Genomic DNA, 17,234 nt, shown 5'->3' on the forward strand with positions numbered 1-17,234 from the left:
TTGGAGAGGTGGGGTATCTGAAAAACCCTCCAAACAGTCCAGCAATTGCTATAAATAATGATAACATAACATTTCTCAGCTTGGCGTCCGTCGACATTACTGCTGTTGTCACAAAAAGCAATAAAACACAGTATAAATATACTTATAAAACTGATCCTCAGAGACAGTTTATAGCCATGAACAACAAATATCCCAATGCTTCAGACGCAAATGGTAATAGTGAGAATTGTGAGAGTACTGGTGCTATTACTCCTATACGTGCTGAATTAATGTCATCAGGATCAGGTACAGCATTAATTGAAGAATATAATAATCCTTATAACTTTGGTTTTCTGGATGATTTTAAATTAACGAATCAATATCTATCTGACATTAAGATGTTAGAAACTCGACCAGCGCAAGGGAATTATTTACTATTTAGCACTTTCTCAGGGATTGAAGACCCCCTTGGGGGAAATCCTCCTAAGGGATTCGTTGTCTGTGTAGAGAATAAAAAATAGCCAGTGACTGGCCTCGCCCGATAGGGCGAGGTTTCCCGCTTTACAGGCTGCCGCCCGTGCTTAGGCAGCCTGCATTTTGCTAACCCGCTAATACATGACCGCAACTTCTAAGGTGATACACCTCACATTTATTTCACTCTGTGGTTATAACGTGTAAAATAGCAGCATATTTTTCGTTAGATGCGTGCCGCGGCGTTCTGCCATGCTGCACTTATCTAATATGTTCTCAAATAGCTAAACGGTAAAAATACTTGTCAATTAATAACTTAAGAAATATCGCCATCATCGCTCACGTCGACCACGGCAAAACCACGCTGGTGGATAAACTCCTGCAACAGTCCGGTACTTTCGGTGAACGTGCTGCAACCACTGAACGTGTGATGGACTCCAATGATCTGGAAAAAGAACGTGGTATCACCATTCTGGCAAAAAACACCGCGATTAAATGGAATGACTACCGTATCAATATCGTAGACACCCCGGGCCACGCCGACTTTGGTGGTGAGGTTGAGCGCGTGATGTCAATGGTTGACAGTGTTCTGCTGTTGGTGGATGCGATGGATGGCCCAATGCCACAGACCCGTTTCGTCACCCAGAAAGCATTTGCTCATGGCCTGAAGCCTATCGTGGTGATCAACAAAGTTGACCGCCCTGGCGCACGTCCTGACTGGGTAGTGGATCAGGTGTTTGACCTGTTTGTGAACCTTGGTGCTACCGATGAACAGTTAGATTTCCCGATCATTTATGCTTCTGCACTGATGGGCGTTGCCGGTAACGAGCATACCGAGATGGCGGAAGACATGACTCCGCTGTATCAGGCTATCGTCAATCACGTTGAACCGCCGAAGGTTGACCTTGATGGCCCGTTCCAGATGCAGATTTCGCAGTTGGATTACAACAGCTATGTCGGGGTTATCGGTATTGGCCGTATTAAACGCGGTACAGTAAAACCAAACCAGAACATTACTATCATTGATAGCGAAGGAAAAACCCGCAACGGTAAAGTCGGTAAAGTCTTTAGCCATTTGGGGCTGGAGCGTATCGAGTCCGATAAGGCGGAAGCGGGCGATATCATCGCCATTACCGGTCTGGGCGAGCTGAATATTTCTGATACCCTGTGTGAAGTCAACGCGGTTGAAGCGTTGCCGGCACTGGCGGTTGATGAACCGACCGTCAGCATGTATTTCTGCGTCAATACTTCCCCGTTCTGTGGCCGTGAAGGTAAATACGTGACTTCCCGCCAGATCCTTGATCGCCTGAAAAAAGAGCTGGTGCATAACGTTGCGCTGCGCGTTGAGGAAACGGAAGATCCGGACGCATTCCGCGTATCCGGCCGTGGTGAATTGCACCTGTCCGTGCTGATCGAGAACATGCGCCGTGAAGGTTTCGAGCTGGGCGTTTCTCGTCCAAAAGTGATTTTCCGTGAAATTGATGGCCGCAAGCAGGAACCTTTCGAGCAGGTGACGCTGGATATCGAAGAACAGCATCAGGGTGACGTGATGCAGGCGTTGGGTGAGCGTAAAGGTGAAATGCGCGACATGCTGCCGGACGGAAAAGGCCGCGTGCGTCTTGATTACGTGATCCCAAGCCGTGGTTTGATCGGCTTCCGTACTGAATTCATGACCATGACGTCGGGTACCGGCCTGCTGTATGCCACATTCAGCCATTACGACGATATTCGTCCGGGTGAAATTGGCCGTCGCCTCAATGGCGTACTGATTTCCAACGGACAAGGCAAGGCCGTGGCTTACGCGCTGTATGGCTTGCAGGAGCGCGGTAAATTGTTCCTGGGTCACGGTACTGAAGTGTATGAAGGCCAGATCATCGGTATTCACTCGCGTTCAAATGACCTGACCGTTAACTGTCTGACGGGTAAGAAACTGACTAACGTGCGTGCATCGGGAACAGATGAAGCAACAACCTTGTCTCCACATATCAAGAAAACCCTGGAGCAGGCGTTGGAGTTTATTGACGACGACGAATTGGTTGAAGTGACGCCAGAGTCAATTCGCCTGCGTAAGCGCCATCTGACTGAAAACGATCGCCGCCGTGCAAACCGCAGCAAAGACGTTTAATTGTCAGATTACGCATTGCGTGTCACTGCTTCAATATAAATAGATTAGGGCACTTCGGTGCCCTTTTTTGTGGGGGCGCCGGATAGATCCAACTTCATCCTTCTCTGAAATTGACCAAACAGATCATCGGCATCTTTCGCTTGATGGATATCGATTCTGTTTTCACTGTTATCAATGGGTTTAGCCGTCGTTTCGTTAGGGATACGCATATCGAACGGTAAAAACTGTGATCGTGTCTCAAATACTGAGTTTCTTTGTTAAACAGAGTGCACATCTCTTAACAAAATTATGATAAAAGTACCCAACAATAAGCGTCAGTCAGGGGGCGATATGTTGTATATTTTCGATTTGGGTAACGTAATTATTGATATTGATTTTAAAAGGGTACTGGCTGTCTGGAGTAATCTGAGTGGGACACCGCTGGCAACATTGACCGCAAAATTTTCACTGGGAGAGACGGTTGAAAAACATGAGTGCGGGCAAATCAGTGACACTGAATTTGCAGAAAGGATATGTGATGAAATGGAGATCGCACTCAGTTTTGAGCAATTTGCCGAAGGCTGGAATGCCATTTTTGTTGGTATCAGGCAGGACGTCACTGAGTTAATGAATAAATTACGTGCCCAAGGGCATCGTGTTGTTGTTTTGTCGAATACAAACCGTCTGCATCTTGATTATTGGTCAGCACATTATCCTGAGATTGCAGCTGCAACGGATTTCCTTTACTTATCTCAAGATATGGGGATGCGTAAACCCAATCCCGATATTTTTAACTATGTGCTTGTCGCAGAAGGTGTGACCGCCGATCAAGCCATTTTCTTTGATGATCTTTTAGAAAACGTCGAAGCAGCAAAAAACTTAAATATCAATGCCATTCATGTGGCTGACAGGCATGTGATCCCTGATTATTTTAAGATGCATGATTTCTCGCTTCCCGCAAAAAATTAACCTGGTCAGCTGATTACCGATGATATTTTCCACCCTTTTTCTTGCCCGTATACCCTTGCGGGCAAGGAGAACATGCTACGATCCTCTCTCCATATGACTGACTATACTCGTTGCACTTCAACATCATGAAGTACGATGAGTTCACTATCTAAATCACTATACGAAATAACAGGCAAGAGAAATGATCGCATTAATTCAGCGTGTCACACAGGCAAAAGTTGTTGTTGAAGGTGAGACTATTGGCGAAATTGGACAAGGGTTGCTGGTGCTGTTGGGGGTTGAAAAAGACGACACGCCCCAGAACGCGCAGCGTTTATGCGACAAGGTCATGGGGTATCGGGTATTTAGTGATGAACAGGGAAAAATGAACCTTAACGTCCAGCAGGCTGGCGGGAGTTTGTTGGTTGTATCGCAATTTACCTTGGCAGCCGATACGCAGAAAGGCTTAAGGCCTGGCTTTTCTGGTGGTGCTGATCCACAAAAAGCAGATGAACTTTATCGCTATTTTGTTGAACAGTGTCGCGTAACTGGTGTAAAAACAGAAATGGGGAAATTTGCGGCAGACATGAAAGTCAGTTTGACCAATGACGGACCAGTGACTTTTTGGTTGCAAGTATGATGTGGATGAAATATCGCAGAAAAGAAGGGGGCTGTTTCTATGTACCATCTGAGAGTACCTCAAACAGAGCAAGAGTTGGAAACTTATTACCAATTTCGTTGGGAGATGTTGCGTAAACCGCTTCACCAGCCCATTGGATCAGAGAAAGATGGTTACGATTCGATGGCTCATCATCAAATGGTGGTGGATGAACAGGGTAAACCGCTTGCAGTTGGGCGCTTATATATCAACGCGGATAATGAAGGCGCCATTCGTTTTCTGGCCGTTAATCCCCATGTGCAGCGAAAAGGATTGGGAACCCTGATTGCGATGGCCCTGGAATCGGTCGCCAGGCAGGAAGGGGTGAAACGCGTTGTTTGCAGCGCACGGGAAGATGCGGTTGATTTCTTCGACAAATTGGGTTTTCAAAATCGTGGTTTGATCAATGGTGCCAGGACATCACCGATTAACCATTTTCTCATGATCAAACCTATCATGAGCCTTGATGATATTTTGCACCGTCCTGATTGGTGCGCAGAATTGCAGCAGGCCTGGCATAAGCACATCCCTTTGAGTGAAAAGATGGGGCTGCGGATCACGCAATATACCGGACAACGCTTCGTCACGACGATGCCTGAAGCCGGAAACCAGAATCCACATCATACTATTTTCGCGGGCAGCTTATTTTCTCAGGCCACGTTAACGGCATGGGGATTGATTTGGTTGTTGCTACAGGAGCGCCAATTGGGGGGAGACATCATTTTGGTGGATGCCAATATTCGTTATCATCAACCGATTACGGGGCGTCCCTGTGCTATTGCGGATTTTAATAATCTGAGCGGTGACCTTGCTCGTCTCGCACGCGGCAACAAAGCACGCGTAAAAATAGAGGTACAGGTTAGCGGTGAACATGGCATAGGCAGCGTGTTCACCGGTACTTATATCGTCCTGCCTCCCGAACGTTTTGCTACAGCTTGATTTTAGCGCAGGTTTGGCTGCCCACGGCTTGACTCTCCGTAGGAGGATTGCCCGTTGTTGAGTGATCGGCTTCGGGGTTCTCTACGGCAGAGGGGGCTGCTGGAGTACAGCGGTTCGTTGAGATCAATCCTTGCTCAATAGATTGTGACTCTTTGTCTGCTGATTTATCTTGCGCAACCAATGTCCCGCTTATGGTTCTCTTCACATCGTCTGCGGAGAGATCACCCGTGATGGCGAGCGAGAAATTTCCTTCTCCCTGTACCTTCAGCGGCACCCAACCCCATTGTGGCAAGATGTTCAAATCTGCATTCATGCCTTTGAAATTGAGGTTAAAAGGCGTGTGAGCCGCTTGTTGTTCAGCCGAACCGGTCAGTTGCAACAGGCCTTCACCGGTAAAGCCGTTCAATTTATCCATGATGATGTTGCCCTCTGTCGCGTGTAATTGCAGATAAGGACGGGCTATTTCGACTTTATTGAATGTCCCGGCGGCAGCTTGCAGCGATGCCTGACCACTCCACAATCCCCACTTGCCATTTTTCAGGATGTCCATATTATCGATATGCGCTGCAAAAGTGGTGAGCTGGAACGGGAAGTTGGGATTGGTATCAATCAGCAACGTATTATTGATAGTAATATCATTAAGTTTTAGCCCTGAAATCCATTGTGGTGCCGGTTTTTTGAAATAGTCGAGCCATGTTGATGGCAGCACATAAAGCAGGCCTGTGACCGAGCTTGCTTGAAGGGTGAGGTGCCGGTTTTTGCGATCCCATTGAGACTGGATATTGAACAATCCCTTTTGATAATGGGTGGTCAGGTTTGCGATGGTAAGGGTATCACCAGAAAAACGCAATTTTCCAAGTGTGTCGTTGAACTGTGCATTATCCCATGTCATGTTCATCGCGTTAAAATCAATCAATCCATCGTCGGTGCGCCAACTGCCATTGACCAGGCCTAAGTTTTTGATGGTGCTGTCCAAATAATCGACAGACCAATCCGCCCCTTGCAGCTTGGCATTAGTGATATTGAGATCTTTGACATAACTGGCAGGAAAGTGGCTGATTTTTTCTGTCAACTCGCCCAATGTCATCGGGGTTTGCCAGCGAATGTCACTGATCAGGACATTGTTCCAATGCCAACTGCCGTCCGGCAATCGCTGTCCGTCGCCAGAAATGGCACCGTGCAGAAATGTTGCGCCAAAAGAGTCGATAGTCAGCGCTTTATTCTGGAAACTGCCTTGCATAATGACATTTTCAACTGGTATGTCATTTAAACGGAGCGTATTGGCACTGAATTGATACTTTCCATTCCCCAATGGATTACTCACAGCCGGAATCCAAGGTGCAATACCGCCCGTGATATTTTCCCCCTGAATGTGCGTGTTGGGATTTTTTAACTGAATATTCATTTGGTTCAGTTGTAAGATATCCGCTTGCAGGGGGAGAGGAAAAGAATTTCCAGACAATACTAGTGTCCCGTTTTGCAATGTCAGACGACGGAGGTTTTGGGGGGACAGTAAATGCTGCCATTTGAAATCGAGATTAATGGTATCAGCATTGAGTGAGAAAGGACTTTGTTTGTCGCGAATATCAACCTGGTTGAACGTTAAGGTAGCCGGTTGCAGCCAGCTATGGCTGATGCCTTCAATGCTGACTTGATAATGTCCTTGCCTGTTGAGCCATTGGCTTAACTGTTTGGCTCCCCAATGCGTCTGGGCAACTACATAGATAACGATGATTGCCAAAATCAGCATTAATAGAAGAGTGACAAAAAACTTCCCTAACCACCTCATTATTTCACCTCAACATAGCCTTCCAATAGAAGCCCTTTTATGCCGTAAAATGGATAACCACTCAATAGATGACAGATAAAAACATCAAAAACTCCCGCGGATCAGGCGGGAGATAAGCAAAATATTATATAAACTTGCCTGACTATTTTTCTTGGGGAAAAATCAGGTTAAGCAAAATGGCAGTTAGCCCACCTGCGGCAATACCTGAAGAAAGTAAATTTTTCACCCAATCAGGGGCAAATTGCAAAATCAGCGGTTGTTGAGAAACACCTAATCCGACCGCCAGAGACAGTGCGATGATCATCATGGAACGGCGATTCAGGGGTTCACGGGAAACGATTCTGACACCCGACGCGGCAATAGTCCCAAACATCACAATCGTCGCCCCACCCAGAATAGGTTCAGGGATATGCTGCACAAAACCGGCCACAGCAGGAAACAACCCCAACAGTACCAGCATGGACGCGATAAGGTAACCGACATGGCGGCTGGCGACGCCGGTCAACTGGATCACTCCATTGTTCTGACCAAAACAGGAGTTGGGAAAGGTATTGAACACGGCGGAAACCACAGAATTAAGGCCGTTTGCCAGCACACCACCCTTGATGCGTTTCATATAGAGCGGGCCGCTAACCGGCTGTTCGGAGACATCGGAGGTGGCGGTGATATCGCCAATCGTTTCCAGTGAAGTCACCATAAAAATCAGAATCAGGGGGATCAACAGATTCCAGTCAAAAGACAGACCATAATAGAGCGGTGAAGGAACCGTGATGATTGGGGTATCGGCCTGTGGCGTTGCAACGGGAAGCATATCCTTATACCACGCCACCAGATAACCGACCGTCATGGCAATGACCAGAGAAGCCACCCGCAAGTAAGGATTCTTTTGCCGATTGAGCAACACAATAACGGCAAGCACAACTCCCGCTAACAGCAGATTATCAGGGGCACCAAATGTCCCGTTTTGCATCGCGGCATAGCCGCCGCCAATCGACGTTAATCCGACCTGAATTAACGACAAGCCGATGATCATGACCACAATGCCTGAGACCAGCGGGGTAATGATCTTACTGGCTAAATGCAGCACCCGTGAAAGCAACACCTCCGTCATTGAGGCGATCATCAGTGTACCGAACAGGGCGGACATCATGGTTGGGATATCCGCACCGCCATTTTTCAACGCCAGACCCCCCATAATCAGTGGTGCCACGAAATTAAAACTGGTGCCCTGAATTGACAGCAAACCAGAGCCAACGGGTCCCCAGGAGCGCATTTGAATCAGTGATGCCAAACCTGAGGCAAACAGGGACATGCTGATAATGCGTTGAGTATCCTGTGCGGGAAGCCCCAGAGCCTGACAAATCAACATTGCTGGCGTAATCACCGCCACAAACATTGCCAGTAAATGTTGGCCTGCCGCAAACAGGGCATGTGGCAAAGGCGGTTTATCTTCCAGATGATAGATAAGTTCATTGTTTGATTTATGGGGAACTTCTGATGAATTGGATTCACGGGGTAAATTGACCATGTTGTGAAATTTCAGATAGACAAAAAACGCATTTTAATGATTCTCATCATTAAAGCAATCGTTTGCGTAAAGTTTTCATAATGAAATGCAGCTTAATTTCGTCACATTTTTAAATGTTTTAACTTGTGTTTATGAGTAATTTTCTTTTTAATCCAATCCTTACCTGCTCTTGGCGTTTTTATAGGATGATTATAACGTCACATTAAATTCACATAATATTAACAATGGATGAGGTACATAAATGTATCATCTGGATATTTATGGCACGCTCGTTGCTGCCACACTTGTTTTGCTACTAGGAAGAAAGCTCGTAAAATCGGTTCCATTCCTCGAAAAATATACCATCCCTGAACCGGTCGCAGGTGGATTATTGGTCGCTTTAGTTCTGCTGGCGGTTAAACAATCCACGGGTTGGGAAATAAGTTTTGATTCATCCCTCACAGAGCCTCTCATGTTGACGTTCTTTGCCACAATCGGCCTGAACGCTAACCTTGCCAGCTTAAAAGCAGGTGGAAAATTTCTGGTCATTTTTGTCTTCGTGGTGGTTGGCCTGTTACTGGTGCAAAACACCGTAGGTATCGTATTGGCAAAAATGCTTGGCCTTGACCCATTAATGGGATTGCTGGCGGGTTCCATTACCCTGTCTGGCGGACACGGAACGGGTGCAGCATGGGGCAAAGTCTTCGCAGAACGTTATGGCTTTGAAAATGCAACGGAAGTTGCCATGGCCTGTGCAACATTTGGCCTGGTTTTAGGCGGTTTGATTGGTGGCCCGGTTGCCCGTGTGTTGGTGAAAAAGGCCAAAACACCCGGATTGGAAACGGAAGATACTGAACTTCCGACCGCATTTGAGAAACCTTATACGGGTCGGCTTATCACGCCATTAGTCATGTTGGAAACCATCGCCATGATTGCCATTTGCTTATTGGCGGGGCGTTTTATTGAAAAACTGCTGCAAGGCACGGCCTTTGAATTACCGACATTTGTCTGTGTCCTGTTTGTCGGTGTCGTTCTCAGTAATGGCTTGTCTTTGCTTGGTTTTTATCGGGTATTTGACCGGGCGGTTTCGGTATTGGGTAACGTCAGTTTATCGCTGTTCTTGGCTATGGCATTGATGAGCCTGAAACTGTGGCAATTGGCATCCCTTGCACTGCCAATGTTAATCATTCTTGCCGTACAGGCCGTGGTGATGGCGCTGTATGCTATTTTTGTCACTTACCGCATAATGGGCAAGAATTTCGACGCTGCGGTCTTGTCCGCCGGCCACTGTGGTTTTGGCTTAGGCGCAACGCCAACGGCTATTGCGAATATGCAGGCGATCACTGATCGTTTTGGCCCATCACATGTGGCGTTCTTACTTGTGCCAATGGTGGGGGCATTCTTTATTGATATCGTCAACGCTGCCGTTATTAAACTGTATCTGTTACTACCTGTATTTCCCTCTATAGCCAGTTAAATTCATTTATTTTTGACCTGGCCTGATATCTTGGTGAAATATGCCGCTGAGCTGAACTGTTCAGCGGCATTTTTTTACCTGTTTTTACTGAGGGTTTCCCCGTTGAAACTTACGCATTGCTATACTGCGAGCTATCCGGCAACCAGCGTTCAATCAGCGCTTTGGCATGTTCAGGATAGTGCTGGTGGAGATAGCGGGCAATACGTTGAACCTCAGGCAGCATACTTTGATCCCGCAATAAATCCGCGATCCTGAATTCCGCATTACCCGTTTGACGAGTACCCAGTAATTCACCGGGTCCACGGATCTCCAAATCTTTTTGGGCAATCACAAAGCCATCGTTGCTGTCGCGCAAAACTTGCAGGCGAATTTTAGCCGTATGGGTCAGCGGGGTTTTATAGAGCAGGACACAGTGGGAAGCAACCGCACCACGCCCGACACGCCCACGAAGCTGATGCAACTGCGCCAATCCGAGACGCTCAGGGTTGTCGATGATCATCAGGCTGGCATTAGGGACATCCACCCCGACTTCGATGACCGTCGTGGCAACCAGCAACTGTATTTCACCCTGTTTGAACGCCGCCATGACAGCTTGTTTTTCTGCCGGCTTCATCCGCCCATGCACTAAGCCAACTTTCAATTCCGGCAACGCCAGTGTCAGTTCTTCGCTGGTCGCTTGCGCGGCCTGCGCTTCCAACACTTCCGAATCTTCGATCAGCGTACAGACCCAGTAAGCCTGACGGCCTTCATCCAGACAGGCGCTTTTGATCCGCTGGATAATATCGTTCCGGCGGATATCCGGAATGGCAACCGTGGTAACCGGCGTTCGGCCGGGAGGCAATTCATCAATGATGGACGTATCCAGATCGGCATAAGCGGTCATTGCCAGGGTGCGTGGGATCGGGGTCGCTGTCATGATCAACTGATGGGGATGGAAGCCTTGTTCACGCCCCTTTTCCCACAAGGCCAGACGCTGATGAACACCAAACCGATGCTGCTCATCAATGATAACCAGTGCCAATCCCGCAAATTTTACCTGCTCCTGAAACATGGCATGAGTACCGACCACCATGCTCACTTGGCCGCTTGCGATCGCTTCTTGCTGTGCCTGACGTGCCTTACCTTTCTGTTTACCCGCCAACCAACCGACTTGAATACCAAGCGGTTCAAGCCATTGACGGAAGGTATTGGCATGTTGCTCCGCCAGCAATTCAGTGGGAGCCATTAATGCCACTTGCTTGCCGTGAACGATGGCACGAACGGCCGCCAGCGCAGCCACCAGTGTTTTCCCCGAACCGACATCCCCTTGTATCAGGCGCATCATGGGAACATTTTTTTCCAAATCATGTTCTATTTCTGCAACGACACGAGCCTGTGCGCCTGTGGGAGAGAATGGCAACTGACCCAGGAGTTGCTGTTTCAGCGAATCATCTGCCGCGAGGGGATGGGCATGAAAACGCTGAGCTCCAGCCCTGACGGCCAACATACTTAAATGATGCGCCAGCAGCTCTTCCAGAATCAGCCTGCGTTGAGCCGGATGGCTGCCATTTTCCAAATCGGTCAGAGATGTCTCTGGCGGGGGGTGATGTAATGTATGCAGTGCATTGGGCAAGCTGATGATATTGCGGCTGAATTCTTCCGGCAACAATTCGTTAATGGCACAGGTATCCAAGATTTCCAATACTTGCTCGATTAACTTGCGCAGCGTTGTTTGCCGTACCCCCTCGGTGGTGGGATAGATGGGCGTTAACGTCTCTTGCAGTTGCACATGGTTGGCATGTTGGTGGACTTTATATTCAGGGTGAATAATCTCTGCCCCTTGAGTTCCGCGCCGGATTTCGCCATAGGCAATAACCTGCTTTCCTTCGGCCAGATTATTTTTCATGGCGGCAGTAAAATTGAAGAAACGCAGAGTCAATACGCCTGTCCCATCGCTGATTTGGCAAGTCATGATGCGCCGCCGCCCAAAAACCACAGTGGTGCGTAATATTTCACCAGTTACCGTCGCATAAATGCCGGGCAGTAATTCATTGATGGCATACAGGCGGGTTTGATCCTCATAGCGTAGCGGCAAATGCAACAGCAAATCCTGTAGATTGACCAACCCTAACTTGGCGAGTTTAGTGACCTGACTGGCGCCAACACCGCTCAGAGTGGTTAAGGGGATGGCAGAAAGGAGTTGGCCTTTCATGTGATCAGTTTCGGTTACGACTGACCCGCATCACGTCTGGCATGATACGTATCTTACGCATGATATTCGCCAATTGGATACGGTCTTTGGTCGTTAGCCTGATGAAAGCACAATAGACGCGGCCATCTTTTTCCTCCGTATTCATACTTTGAATGCTGGAGTTGACATCGTTAATGGCGGCCGTCAGGTTTGCCAGAGCCCCTTGATGGTTGAACATATCAACTTTAATTTCAGCAATAAAATCACTATTGATATCTTTATCCCACTCAACTGGCATGAATTTTTCCGGTTCTTTCTGATATCCACGGATGTTGCGACAGGATTCGTGGTGGATGACTAAACCTTTTCCTGGGCTGATATGGGCAATAATCGGGTCACCTGGAATTGGGCGACAACATTTGGCAAAGGTAATTAAAATGCCGTCAGCGCCCTTGATAGGTAGCTTACGGGATGGATTACCGTTGTTGTTTGCGACTTTCTCTGCGGCACCCAATAATAAATTGCGGGCGACAACCACGCTCATGGCATTGCCTAATCCAATCTCCGCCAACAAATCATCCAACGTGGCGAGCTTCATTCTTGCCAGCTCTTTGCTGATATTTTCTTGCGGAATATCGGCAATTTTCGTGCCATTACCCAGAGCATGATTAAGCAGACGACGCCCCAAACTAATGGAATCATCCCGTTTCAGGTTTTTCAGTAACTGGCGAATTTTGGCACGCGCTTTGGAACTCACGACAAAGTTCAGCCATGCCGCGTTAGGGCGGGCTCCTGGTGCCGTGATAATTTCGACAGTTTGCCCACTGCTGAGCGTTTGTGAGAGGGGATAAGGTAGGCGATCAACACGCGCACCGACGCAGGCATGGCCGATATCCGTATGGACGGCATAGGCAAAATCGACAGGCGTCGCGCCAGCCGGTAACTCAACAATGCGTCCTTCAGGAGTAAAAACGTAAATCTCATCAGGGAACAAATCAGATTTAACGCTCTCGATAAACTCAAAAGAACTGCCGGCACTTTGCTGGAGTTCCAGTAAGCTCTGCATCCAGCGTTGAGCACGAACTTGCGCAGTCGTACCCGATTCCCCTTGTTCTTTGTAGGCCCAATGTGCGGCAACCCCCATCTCTGCCATTTGATCCATATCTTCGGTACGGATCTGCACTTCAACAGGCACCCCATGCGGGCCTATCAGGGAGGTATGGAGGGATTGGTAGCCGTTGGCTTTGGGGATGGCAATATAATCTTTCACTCTGCCGGGGCGTGGCTTGTACAAACTGTGCATTTGCCCCAATACGCGGTAGCAGGTATCAAGATTATTGACGATGACCCGAAAGGCGTAAATATCCATGATGGAATGGAAACGCTGTTCTTTCAGGCGCATCTTACGATAGATCGAATAGAGATGTTTTTCGCGGCCACTGACAGTACATTTGATGCCGGCATCCGTTAACCTGCCTTCAATCTCCGACAGAATTTTCTGGATCATCTCTTTGCGATTACCACGAGCGGCTTTCACAACCTCTTTAATCACGCGGTAACGGTTTGGATACAAGGCTTCAAACCCAAGTTCCTCCAGCTCCGTTTTTAGGTGATGAATACCCAGACGATGAGCCAGCGGACTATAAATTTCCAGCGTTTCCCTGGCAATGCGCCGCCGTTTATCGGGGCGCAGGGAGCCAAGGGTTCGCATATTGTGTGTACGGTCTGCCAGTTTGATCAAAATGACGCGGATATCCTGCACCATCGCCATGATCATTTTGCGGAAGTTTTCAGCCTGAGCTTCCTTTTTGTTCCGGAAGTTCAGCTTATCCAGCTTGGATACACCTTCCACCAAACCGGCCACGGCCGTGCCAAATAGCTGTTCTATATCCTGAAATGTCGCGGGGGTGTCTTCAATGACATCATGCAAAAGTGCCGCCATCAGTGTCTCATGGTCAAGGCGCATTTCAGCCAGAATACAGGAAACGGCGGCGGGGTGAGTAATGTATGGCTCACCGCTGGAACGGGTCTGCCCTTCGTGGGCATCCCGCGCAACGACATAGGCCTGTTTAAGCAGATCAATTTGATCTTCAGGCAAATATTTTAGAACCAGTTGTTTCAGGCTTTCGAACAGATACAAGGCAGACCTACCGTAAAATTAACGACGACCTTCAGCGATGGCGGAAACAGCTTTGATTTCTGCGGCTTCTTGCTCTTGTTGTTCTTGACGTTCACGAACATCGAGAATTTTATTGTTGATAAGACCTTGCTCGATTTCACGCAGAGCGATAACCGTCGTCTTATCGTTTTCTTCTGGAACGAGAGGATCTTTGCCACCTGCTTGCAATTGGCGTGCTCGGCGAGCAGCGACCAACACCAGGTCAAAACGGTTACCAATTTTTTCTACTGCGTCTTGAACAGTTACGCGTGCCATATGTGTGCTACTCCACAGGTAAATAAATGACTGGGCATCATACTGAAACTTGGTTCAGTCTGCCAATAATTTGCTGATTAAGGCATCATGCCGCTGAGTCTGACGATCTAATCGTAGACGCTCTGAACGAATAATAGATTGTAAATCGGCCAATGCCGTATTGAAATCGTCATTGATAATGACGTAATCATATTCGTTATAATGTTCCATCTCCGCGACGGCTTGTGCCATGCGTTTGGCAATGACCTCTTCGCTATCCTGACCGCGTCCGCGCAGGCGGCGGAGCAACTCTTCCCTGGACGGTGGCAGGATGAAAATGCTGCGCCCCGCGGGCATTTTCTGGCGGATTTGCTGTGCACCTTGCCAGTCAATATCAAGAAAAACATCAACGCCACTGGCGAGTGTCTCTTCGATGACTTTTCGGGATGTACCGTAATAATTACCAAAAACACAGGCATATTCCAAAAATTCATCATTGCTGATCATATTTTGAAATTCATCCACGGTAACGAAAAAATAATGTTCACCATGATTTTCGCCTGGACGAGCTTGGCGCGTTGTGTGCGAAACAGAAACCTGAGTGTCATACAAAGGCTGAGTTTTTAATAAAGCCTGAATAAGGCTTGATTTGCCTGCTCCACTCGGCGCAGAAACAATATATAACGTTCCTTGGTTCATGATGATTTCTTGACTGATTGGGTATAAATAAATGCAAGCGCAGGAAGATAAAATCCCACAAATATAGAGCACTGCATAGTATACACAGATACGTTAATCCATGCAGCGTTACAATACATGCCAATGGGCGTTTCAACCAAATTTTTTTCTTAACAAACGGGCATTAATGCAAAATTTTGCGAAACATTTTCAAGAAAAATAATTGTTTGCAGAAATTGCACTTTTATTTTTGGAAACGTCTCGCAAACTTCCTTTTTGCCTCTTGGTAAAAACTCTTCTGCTTTTTATTCTTTGCCTGTGTCTTAGGAACCCATTTTTTTAGGAACCGATGGAGCAAGGATGCTTAATTTTCTCATTCGTTTTTTAATTACGGTCTGGATACTGCTATTTGGCATACCCATGGCATTTGCCAACCAAGCTCATTGCCCTGAGTGGTCACCCGAAAAATTTCAGCATGAAACTGAGCAACTGACACAGCAGGTCACTAAGTGGGATCAGCTTTATCGTCAGCAAGGTATGAGTGAAATAGAGGATGAAATCTATGATCAATTATTGGAAACCTTAGGGATTTGGCAACGTTGTTTAACTCACCAGTCAAACCGCACTTTTCCCTCGGTTAGTACTTCTGTTAATCCAATTAATTCTGCGACCGACACGTCTGTGATTCCGGCGCGACAGGAAGGGAAACAGTTCCATCCCGTCCAGCACACCGGTCTGCATAAGTTGAAGGGAATAGAGGAAATTCGCCGGTGGTTACAGGGGCGAACCGGGGTGTGGCTGCAACCTAAAATTGATGGCGTTGCAGTAACCTTGGTGTATAAAAAAGGTCAATTGGTGCAGTTAATCAGCCGTGGTGATGGTATTGAAGGAACAGACTGGATGGAGAAGAGCGCATTTATTCCCACTATTCCTCAGCGGATTAAAAATGCGCCTGAACATTTGGTGTTACAAGGTGAACTTTTCTGGCAGCAGGAAAATCACCGACAGTCTATTGCGGGGAGTCAGGGCGCGCGCAGTAAAGTGGCGGGCTTAATGATGCGTAAAACACCCGTCCCGGAACTGAAACAGGTGGGCATTTTTATTTGGGGCTGGCCGGATGGACCCAATGAAATGGCGGTGAAACTGGCGCGGTTGTCTGACATGGGGTTTCCGCTCACAAGCCAATATAGCCACCCCATTACCACGGCAGAAGAGGCCGAAAAAAGATGGCGAGATTATTTTGTTCAGCCGCTCCCTTTTGCGACGGATGGTGTGGTTTTACGCCAAGAGCTTGAACCGACAGGCCAGCAATGGCGAAGCGGATCAAACAGTTGGGCGATTGCATGGAAATATCCGCTGCGACAGCAAATGACCACTGTGACAGGGGTTAATTTCACCGTAGGCCGGACAGGGAGAATATCCGTTGTATTAGATCTGGAAAAAGTAAAGGTGGATGATCGGCACGTGAGCCGGGTCAATATCGGTTCCATCAAACGTTGGAGGCAGTGGAACGTTTATCCCGGCGATAAAATTACAGTGGCACTGGCGGGGCATGGGATACCTAAACTCGATAAAGTGGTGTGGCGTATGGCGGAACGTCCTGATATTCAACCCCCTAATGAGCCGGATTATCATTTCCTTAGCTGTCTGTCACTCGACCCTGAAAATGAGAACAACGACGAACATTATTGCCGGCAACAGTTCATCGCACGCCTGACATGGCTTGGGGAAAAATTGCAAATGAAAGGCGTCGGGCAAGGAACCTGGTCAGCGTTGGTAAAACATGGGCTGGTGGCAAATTTAACCGATTGGTTGGATTTGGACAAACCGCAGCTTGAGGCCGTGCCCCAGATTGGCACTAAACGCGCGGCATTGATCTTTTCCCAATTTCAGCAGGCAAAATTACAGCCGCTTTCACGATGGCACGAAGCCATTGGCCTGCCTCATACCAAAAGAGAAAAAATCTCAGCTTTTTTACAGCACCCTGAGATTAAGGCCGTCATTCATGTTTTATCTTTACAGGGAATTAAGAATCAGCCAGAGAGCCGGGATATGAGTGAATTGAGTGAATAGGGGCAACAGGTTGCCCCGAATATTCATC

Annotated in this window: 13 protein-coding genes and 1 pseudogene; 7 read left to right on the plus strand and 7 right to left on the minus strand. The window is 47.7% G+C overall.

Annotated elements, in window-relative coordinates; genetic code table 11:
* Together PSI15_RS10230 and typA are read left to right on the plus strand one after the other, a co-directional pair.
* The coding region (locus PSI15_RS10230; protein ID WP_273583451.1) for a hypothetical protein at window positions 1–500 on the plus strand (500 nt) is incomplete at its 5' end.
* Window positions 501–751: 251 nt separating this feature from the next.
* The gene (typA, locus tag PSI15_RS10235) at window positions 752–2,575 is read left to right on the plus strand and encodes a ribosome-dependent GTPase TypA (RefSeq protein WP_273583452.1); all 1,824 of its coding nucleotides are present in this window, start codon (window positions 752–754) and stop codon (window positions 2,573–2,575) included.
* Between the two features lie 44 nt (window positions 2,576–2,619).
* Here typA and PSI15_RS10240 read toward each other — a convergent pair.
* Window positions 2,620–2,808 (minus strand): annotated as a pseudogene (locus PSI15_RS10240) (type II toxin-antitoxin system RelB/DinJ family antitoxin); the annotation flags it as partial.
* A gap of 97 nt (window positions 2,809–2,905) precedes the next feature.
* Here PSI15_RS10240 and yihX point away from each other — a divergent pair.
* The 3 genes from yihX (at window position 2,906) to fabY (ending at window position 5,099) form a co-directional block, all read left to right on the plus strand.
* A complete protein-coding gene (gene yihX / locus PSI15_RS10245) occupies window positions 2,906–3,523 on the plus strand; it encodes a glucose-1-phosphatase (RefSeq protein ID WP_273583453.1) in 618 nt (205 codons plus the stop codon).
* 181 nt (window positions 3,524–3,704) lie between these two features.
* Window positions 3,705–4,142: a D-aminoacyl-tRNA deacylase gene (gene dtd / locus PSI15_RS10250; RefSeq protein WP_273583454.1), complete on the plus strand. Its 438-nt coding sequence runs from the start codon at window positions 3,705–3,707 to the stop codon at window positions 4,140–4,142.
* A gap of 39 nt (window positions 4,143–4,181) precedes the next feature.
* On the plus strand, window positions 4,182–5,099 hold the full coding sequence (fabY, locus tag PSI15_RS10255) for a fatty acid biosynthesis protein FabY (RefSeq protein ID WP_273583455.1): 918 nt from the start codon (window positions 4,182–4,184) through the stop codon (window positions 5,097–5,099).
* On the opposite strand, the gene PSI15_RS10260 is transcribed toward fabY, so the two are convergent.
* Window positions 5,089–6,888: an AsmA family protein gene (locus PSI15_RS10260; protein ID WP_273583456.1), complete on the minus strand. Its 1,800-nt coding sequence runs from the start codon at window positions 6,886–6,888 to the stop codon at window positions 5,089–5,091. The two genes, fabY and PSI15_RS10260, sit on opposite strands and share 11 nt — an antisense overlap.
* Window positions 6,889–7,030: 142 nt before the next feature.
* Window positions 7,031–8,416: a nucleobase:cation symporter-2 family protein gene (locus PSI15_RS10265; protein WP_273583457.1), complete on the minus strand. Its 1,386-nt coding sequence runs from the start codon at window positions 8,414–8,416 to the stop codon at window positions 7,031–7,033.
* Between the two features lie 241 nt (window positions 8,417–8,657).
* Between PSI15_RS10265 and gltS the strand changes: the two genes are divergently transcribed.
* Complete coding sequence (gene gltS / locus PSI15_RS10270) at window positions 8,658–9,872, plus strand: sodium/glutamate symporter (protein ID WP_273583458.1); 1,215 nt, start codon at window positions 8,658–8,660, stop codon at window positions 9,870–9,872.
* 109 nt (window positions 9,873–9,981) lie between these two features.
* Here the strand turns inward: gltS and recG are convergent, their stop codons facing one another.
* The 4 genes from recG to gmk are packed head-to-tail and all read right to left on the minus strand — an operon-like array spanning window position 9,982 to window position 15,154.
* Window positions 9,982–12,063, minus strand: coding sequence for an ATP-dependent DNA helicase RecG (gene recG / locus PSI15_RS10275; RefSeq protein WP_273583459.1), 2,082 nt, complete (start codon window positions 12,061–12,063; stop codon window positions 9,982–9,984).
* A 4-nt stretch (window positions 12,064–12,067) separates the two neighbouring features.
* Window positions 12,068–14,182, minus strand: coding sequence for a bifunctional GTP diphosphokinase/guanosine-3',5'-bis pyrophosphate 3'-pyrophosphohydrolase (spoT, locus tag PSI15_RS10280; protein ID WP_273583460.1), 2,115 nt, complete (start codon window positions 14,180–14,182; stop codon window positions 12,068–12,070).
* An 18-nt stretch (window positions 14,183–14,200) separates the two neighbouring features.
* Complete coding sequence (rpoZ, locus tag PSI15_RS10285) at window positions 14,201–14,476, minus strand: DNA-directed RNA polymerase subunit omega (RefSeq protein WP_045973136.1); 276 nt, start codon at window positions 14,474–14,476, stop codon at window positions 14,201–14,203.
* Between the two features lie 54 nt (window positions 14,477–14,530).
* Window positions 14,531–15,154: a guanylate kinase gene (gmk, locus tag PSI15_RS10290; RefSeq protein ID WP_273583461.1), complete on the minus strand. Its 624-nt coding sequence runs from the start codon at window positions 15,152–15,154 to the stop codon at window positions 14,531–14,533.
* 339 nt (window positions 15,155–15,493) lie between these two features.
* On the opposite strand from gmk, the gene ligB reads away from it, so the two are divergent.
* Window positions 15,494–17,206 (plus strand): NAD-dependent DNA ligase LigB, encoded by a 1,713-nt coding sequence (ligB, locus tag PSI15_RS10295; protein WP_273583462.1) that lies wholly within the window; start codon window positions 15,494–15,496, stop codon window positions 17,204–17,206.
* Window positions 17,207–17,234 lie beyond the last annotated feature (28 nt).

Source organism: Xenorhabdus sp. PR6a (assembly GCF_028599065.1).
GTDB lineage: Bacteria > Pseudomonadota > Gammaproteobacteria > Enterobacterales > Enterobacteriaceae > Xenorhabdus > Xenorhabdus doucetiae.

Excerpts from the sequence above, each read along its gene's own strand:
- PSI15_RS10265 (WP_273583457.1), bottom strand. The coding sequence starts at position 8,416 with ATGGTCAATTTACCCCGTGAATCCAATTCATCAGAAGTTCCCCATAAA.
- recG (WP_273583459.1), bottom strand. The coding sequence starts at position 12,063 with ATGAAAGGCCAACTCCTTTCTGCCATCCCCTTAACCACTCTGAGCGGT.
- fabY (WP_273583455.1), top strand. The coding sequence starts at position 4,182 with ATGTACCATCTGAGAGTACCTCAAACAGAGCAAGAGTTGGAAACTTAT.
- gmk (WP_273583461.1), bottom strand. The coding sequence starts at position 15,154 with ATGAACCAAGGAACGTTATATATTGTTTCTGCGCCGAGTGGAGCAGGC.
- ligB (WP_273583462.1), top strand. The coding sequence starts at position 15,494 with ATGCTTAATTTTCTCATTCGTTTTTTAATTACGGTCTGGATACTGCTA.
- dtd (WP_273583454.1), top strand. The coding sequence starts at position 3,705 with ATGATCGCATTAATTCAGCGTGTCACACAGGCAAAAGTTGTTGTTGAA.
- yihX (WP_273583453.1), top strand. The coding sequence starts at position 2,906 with ATGTTGTATATTTTCGATTTGGGTAACGTAATTATTGATATTGATTTT.
- gltS (WP_273583458.1), top strand. The coding sequence starts at position 8,658 with ATGTATCATCTGGATATTTATGGCACGCTCGTTGCTGCCACACTTGTT.
- PSI15_RS10260 (WP_273583456.1), bottom strand. The coding sequence starts at position 6,888 with ATGAGGTGGTTAGGGAAGTTTTTTGTCACTCTTCTATTAATGCTGATT.
- rpoZ (WP_045973136.1), bottom strand. The coding sequence starts at position 14,476 with ATGGCACGCGTAACTGTTCAAGACGCAGTAGAAAAAATTGGTAACCGT.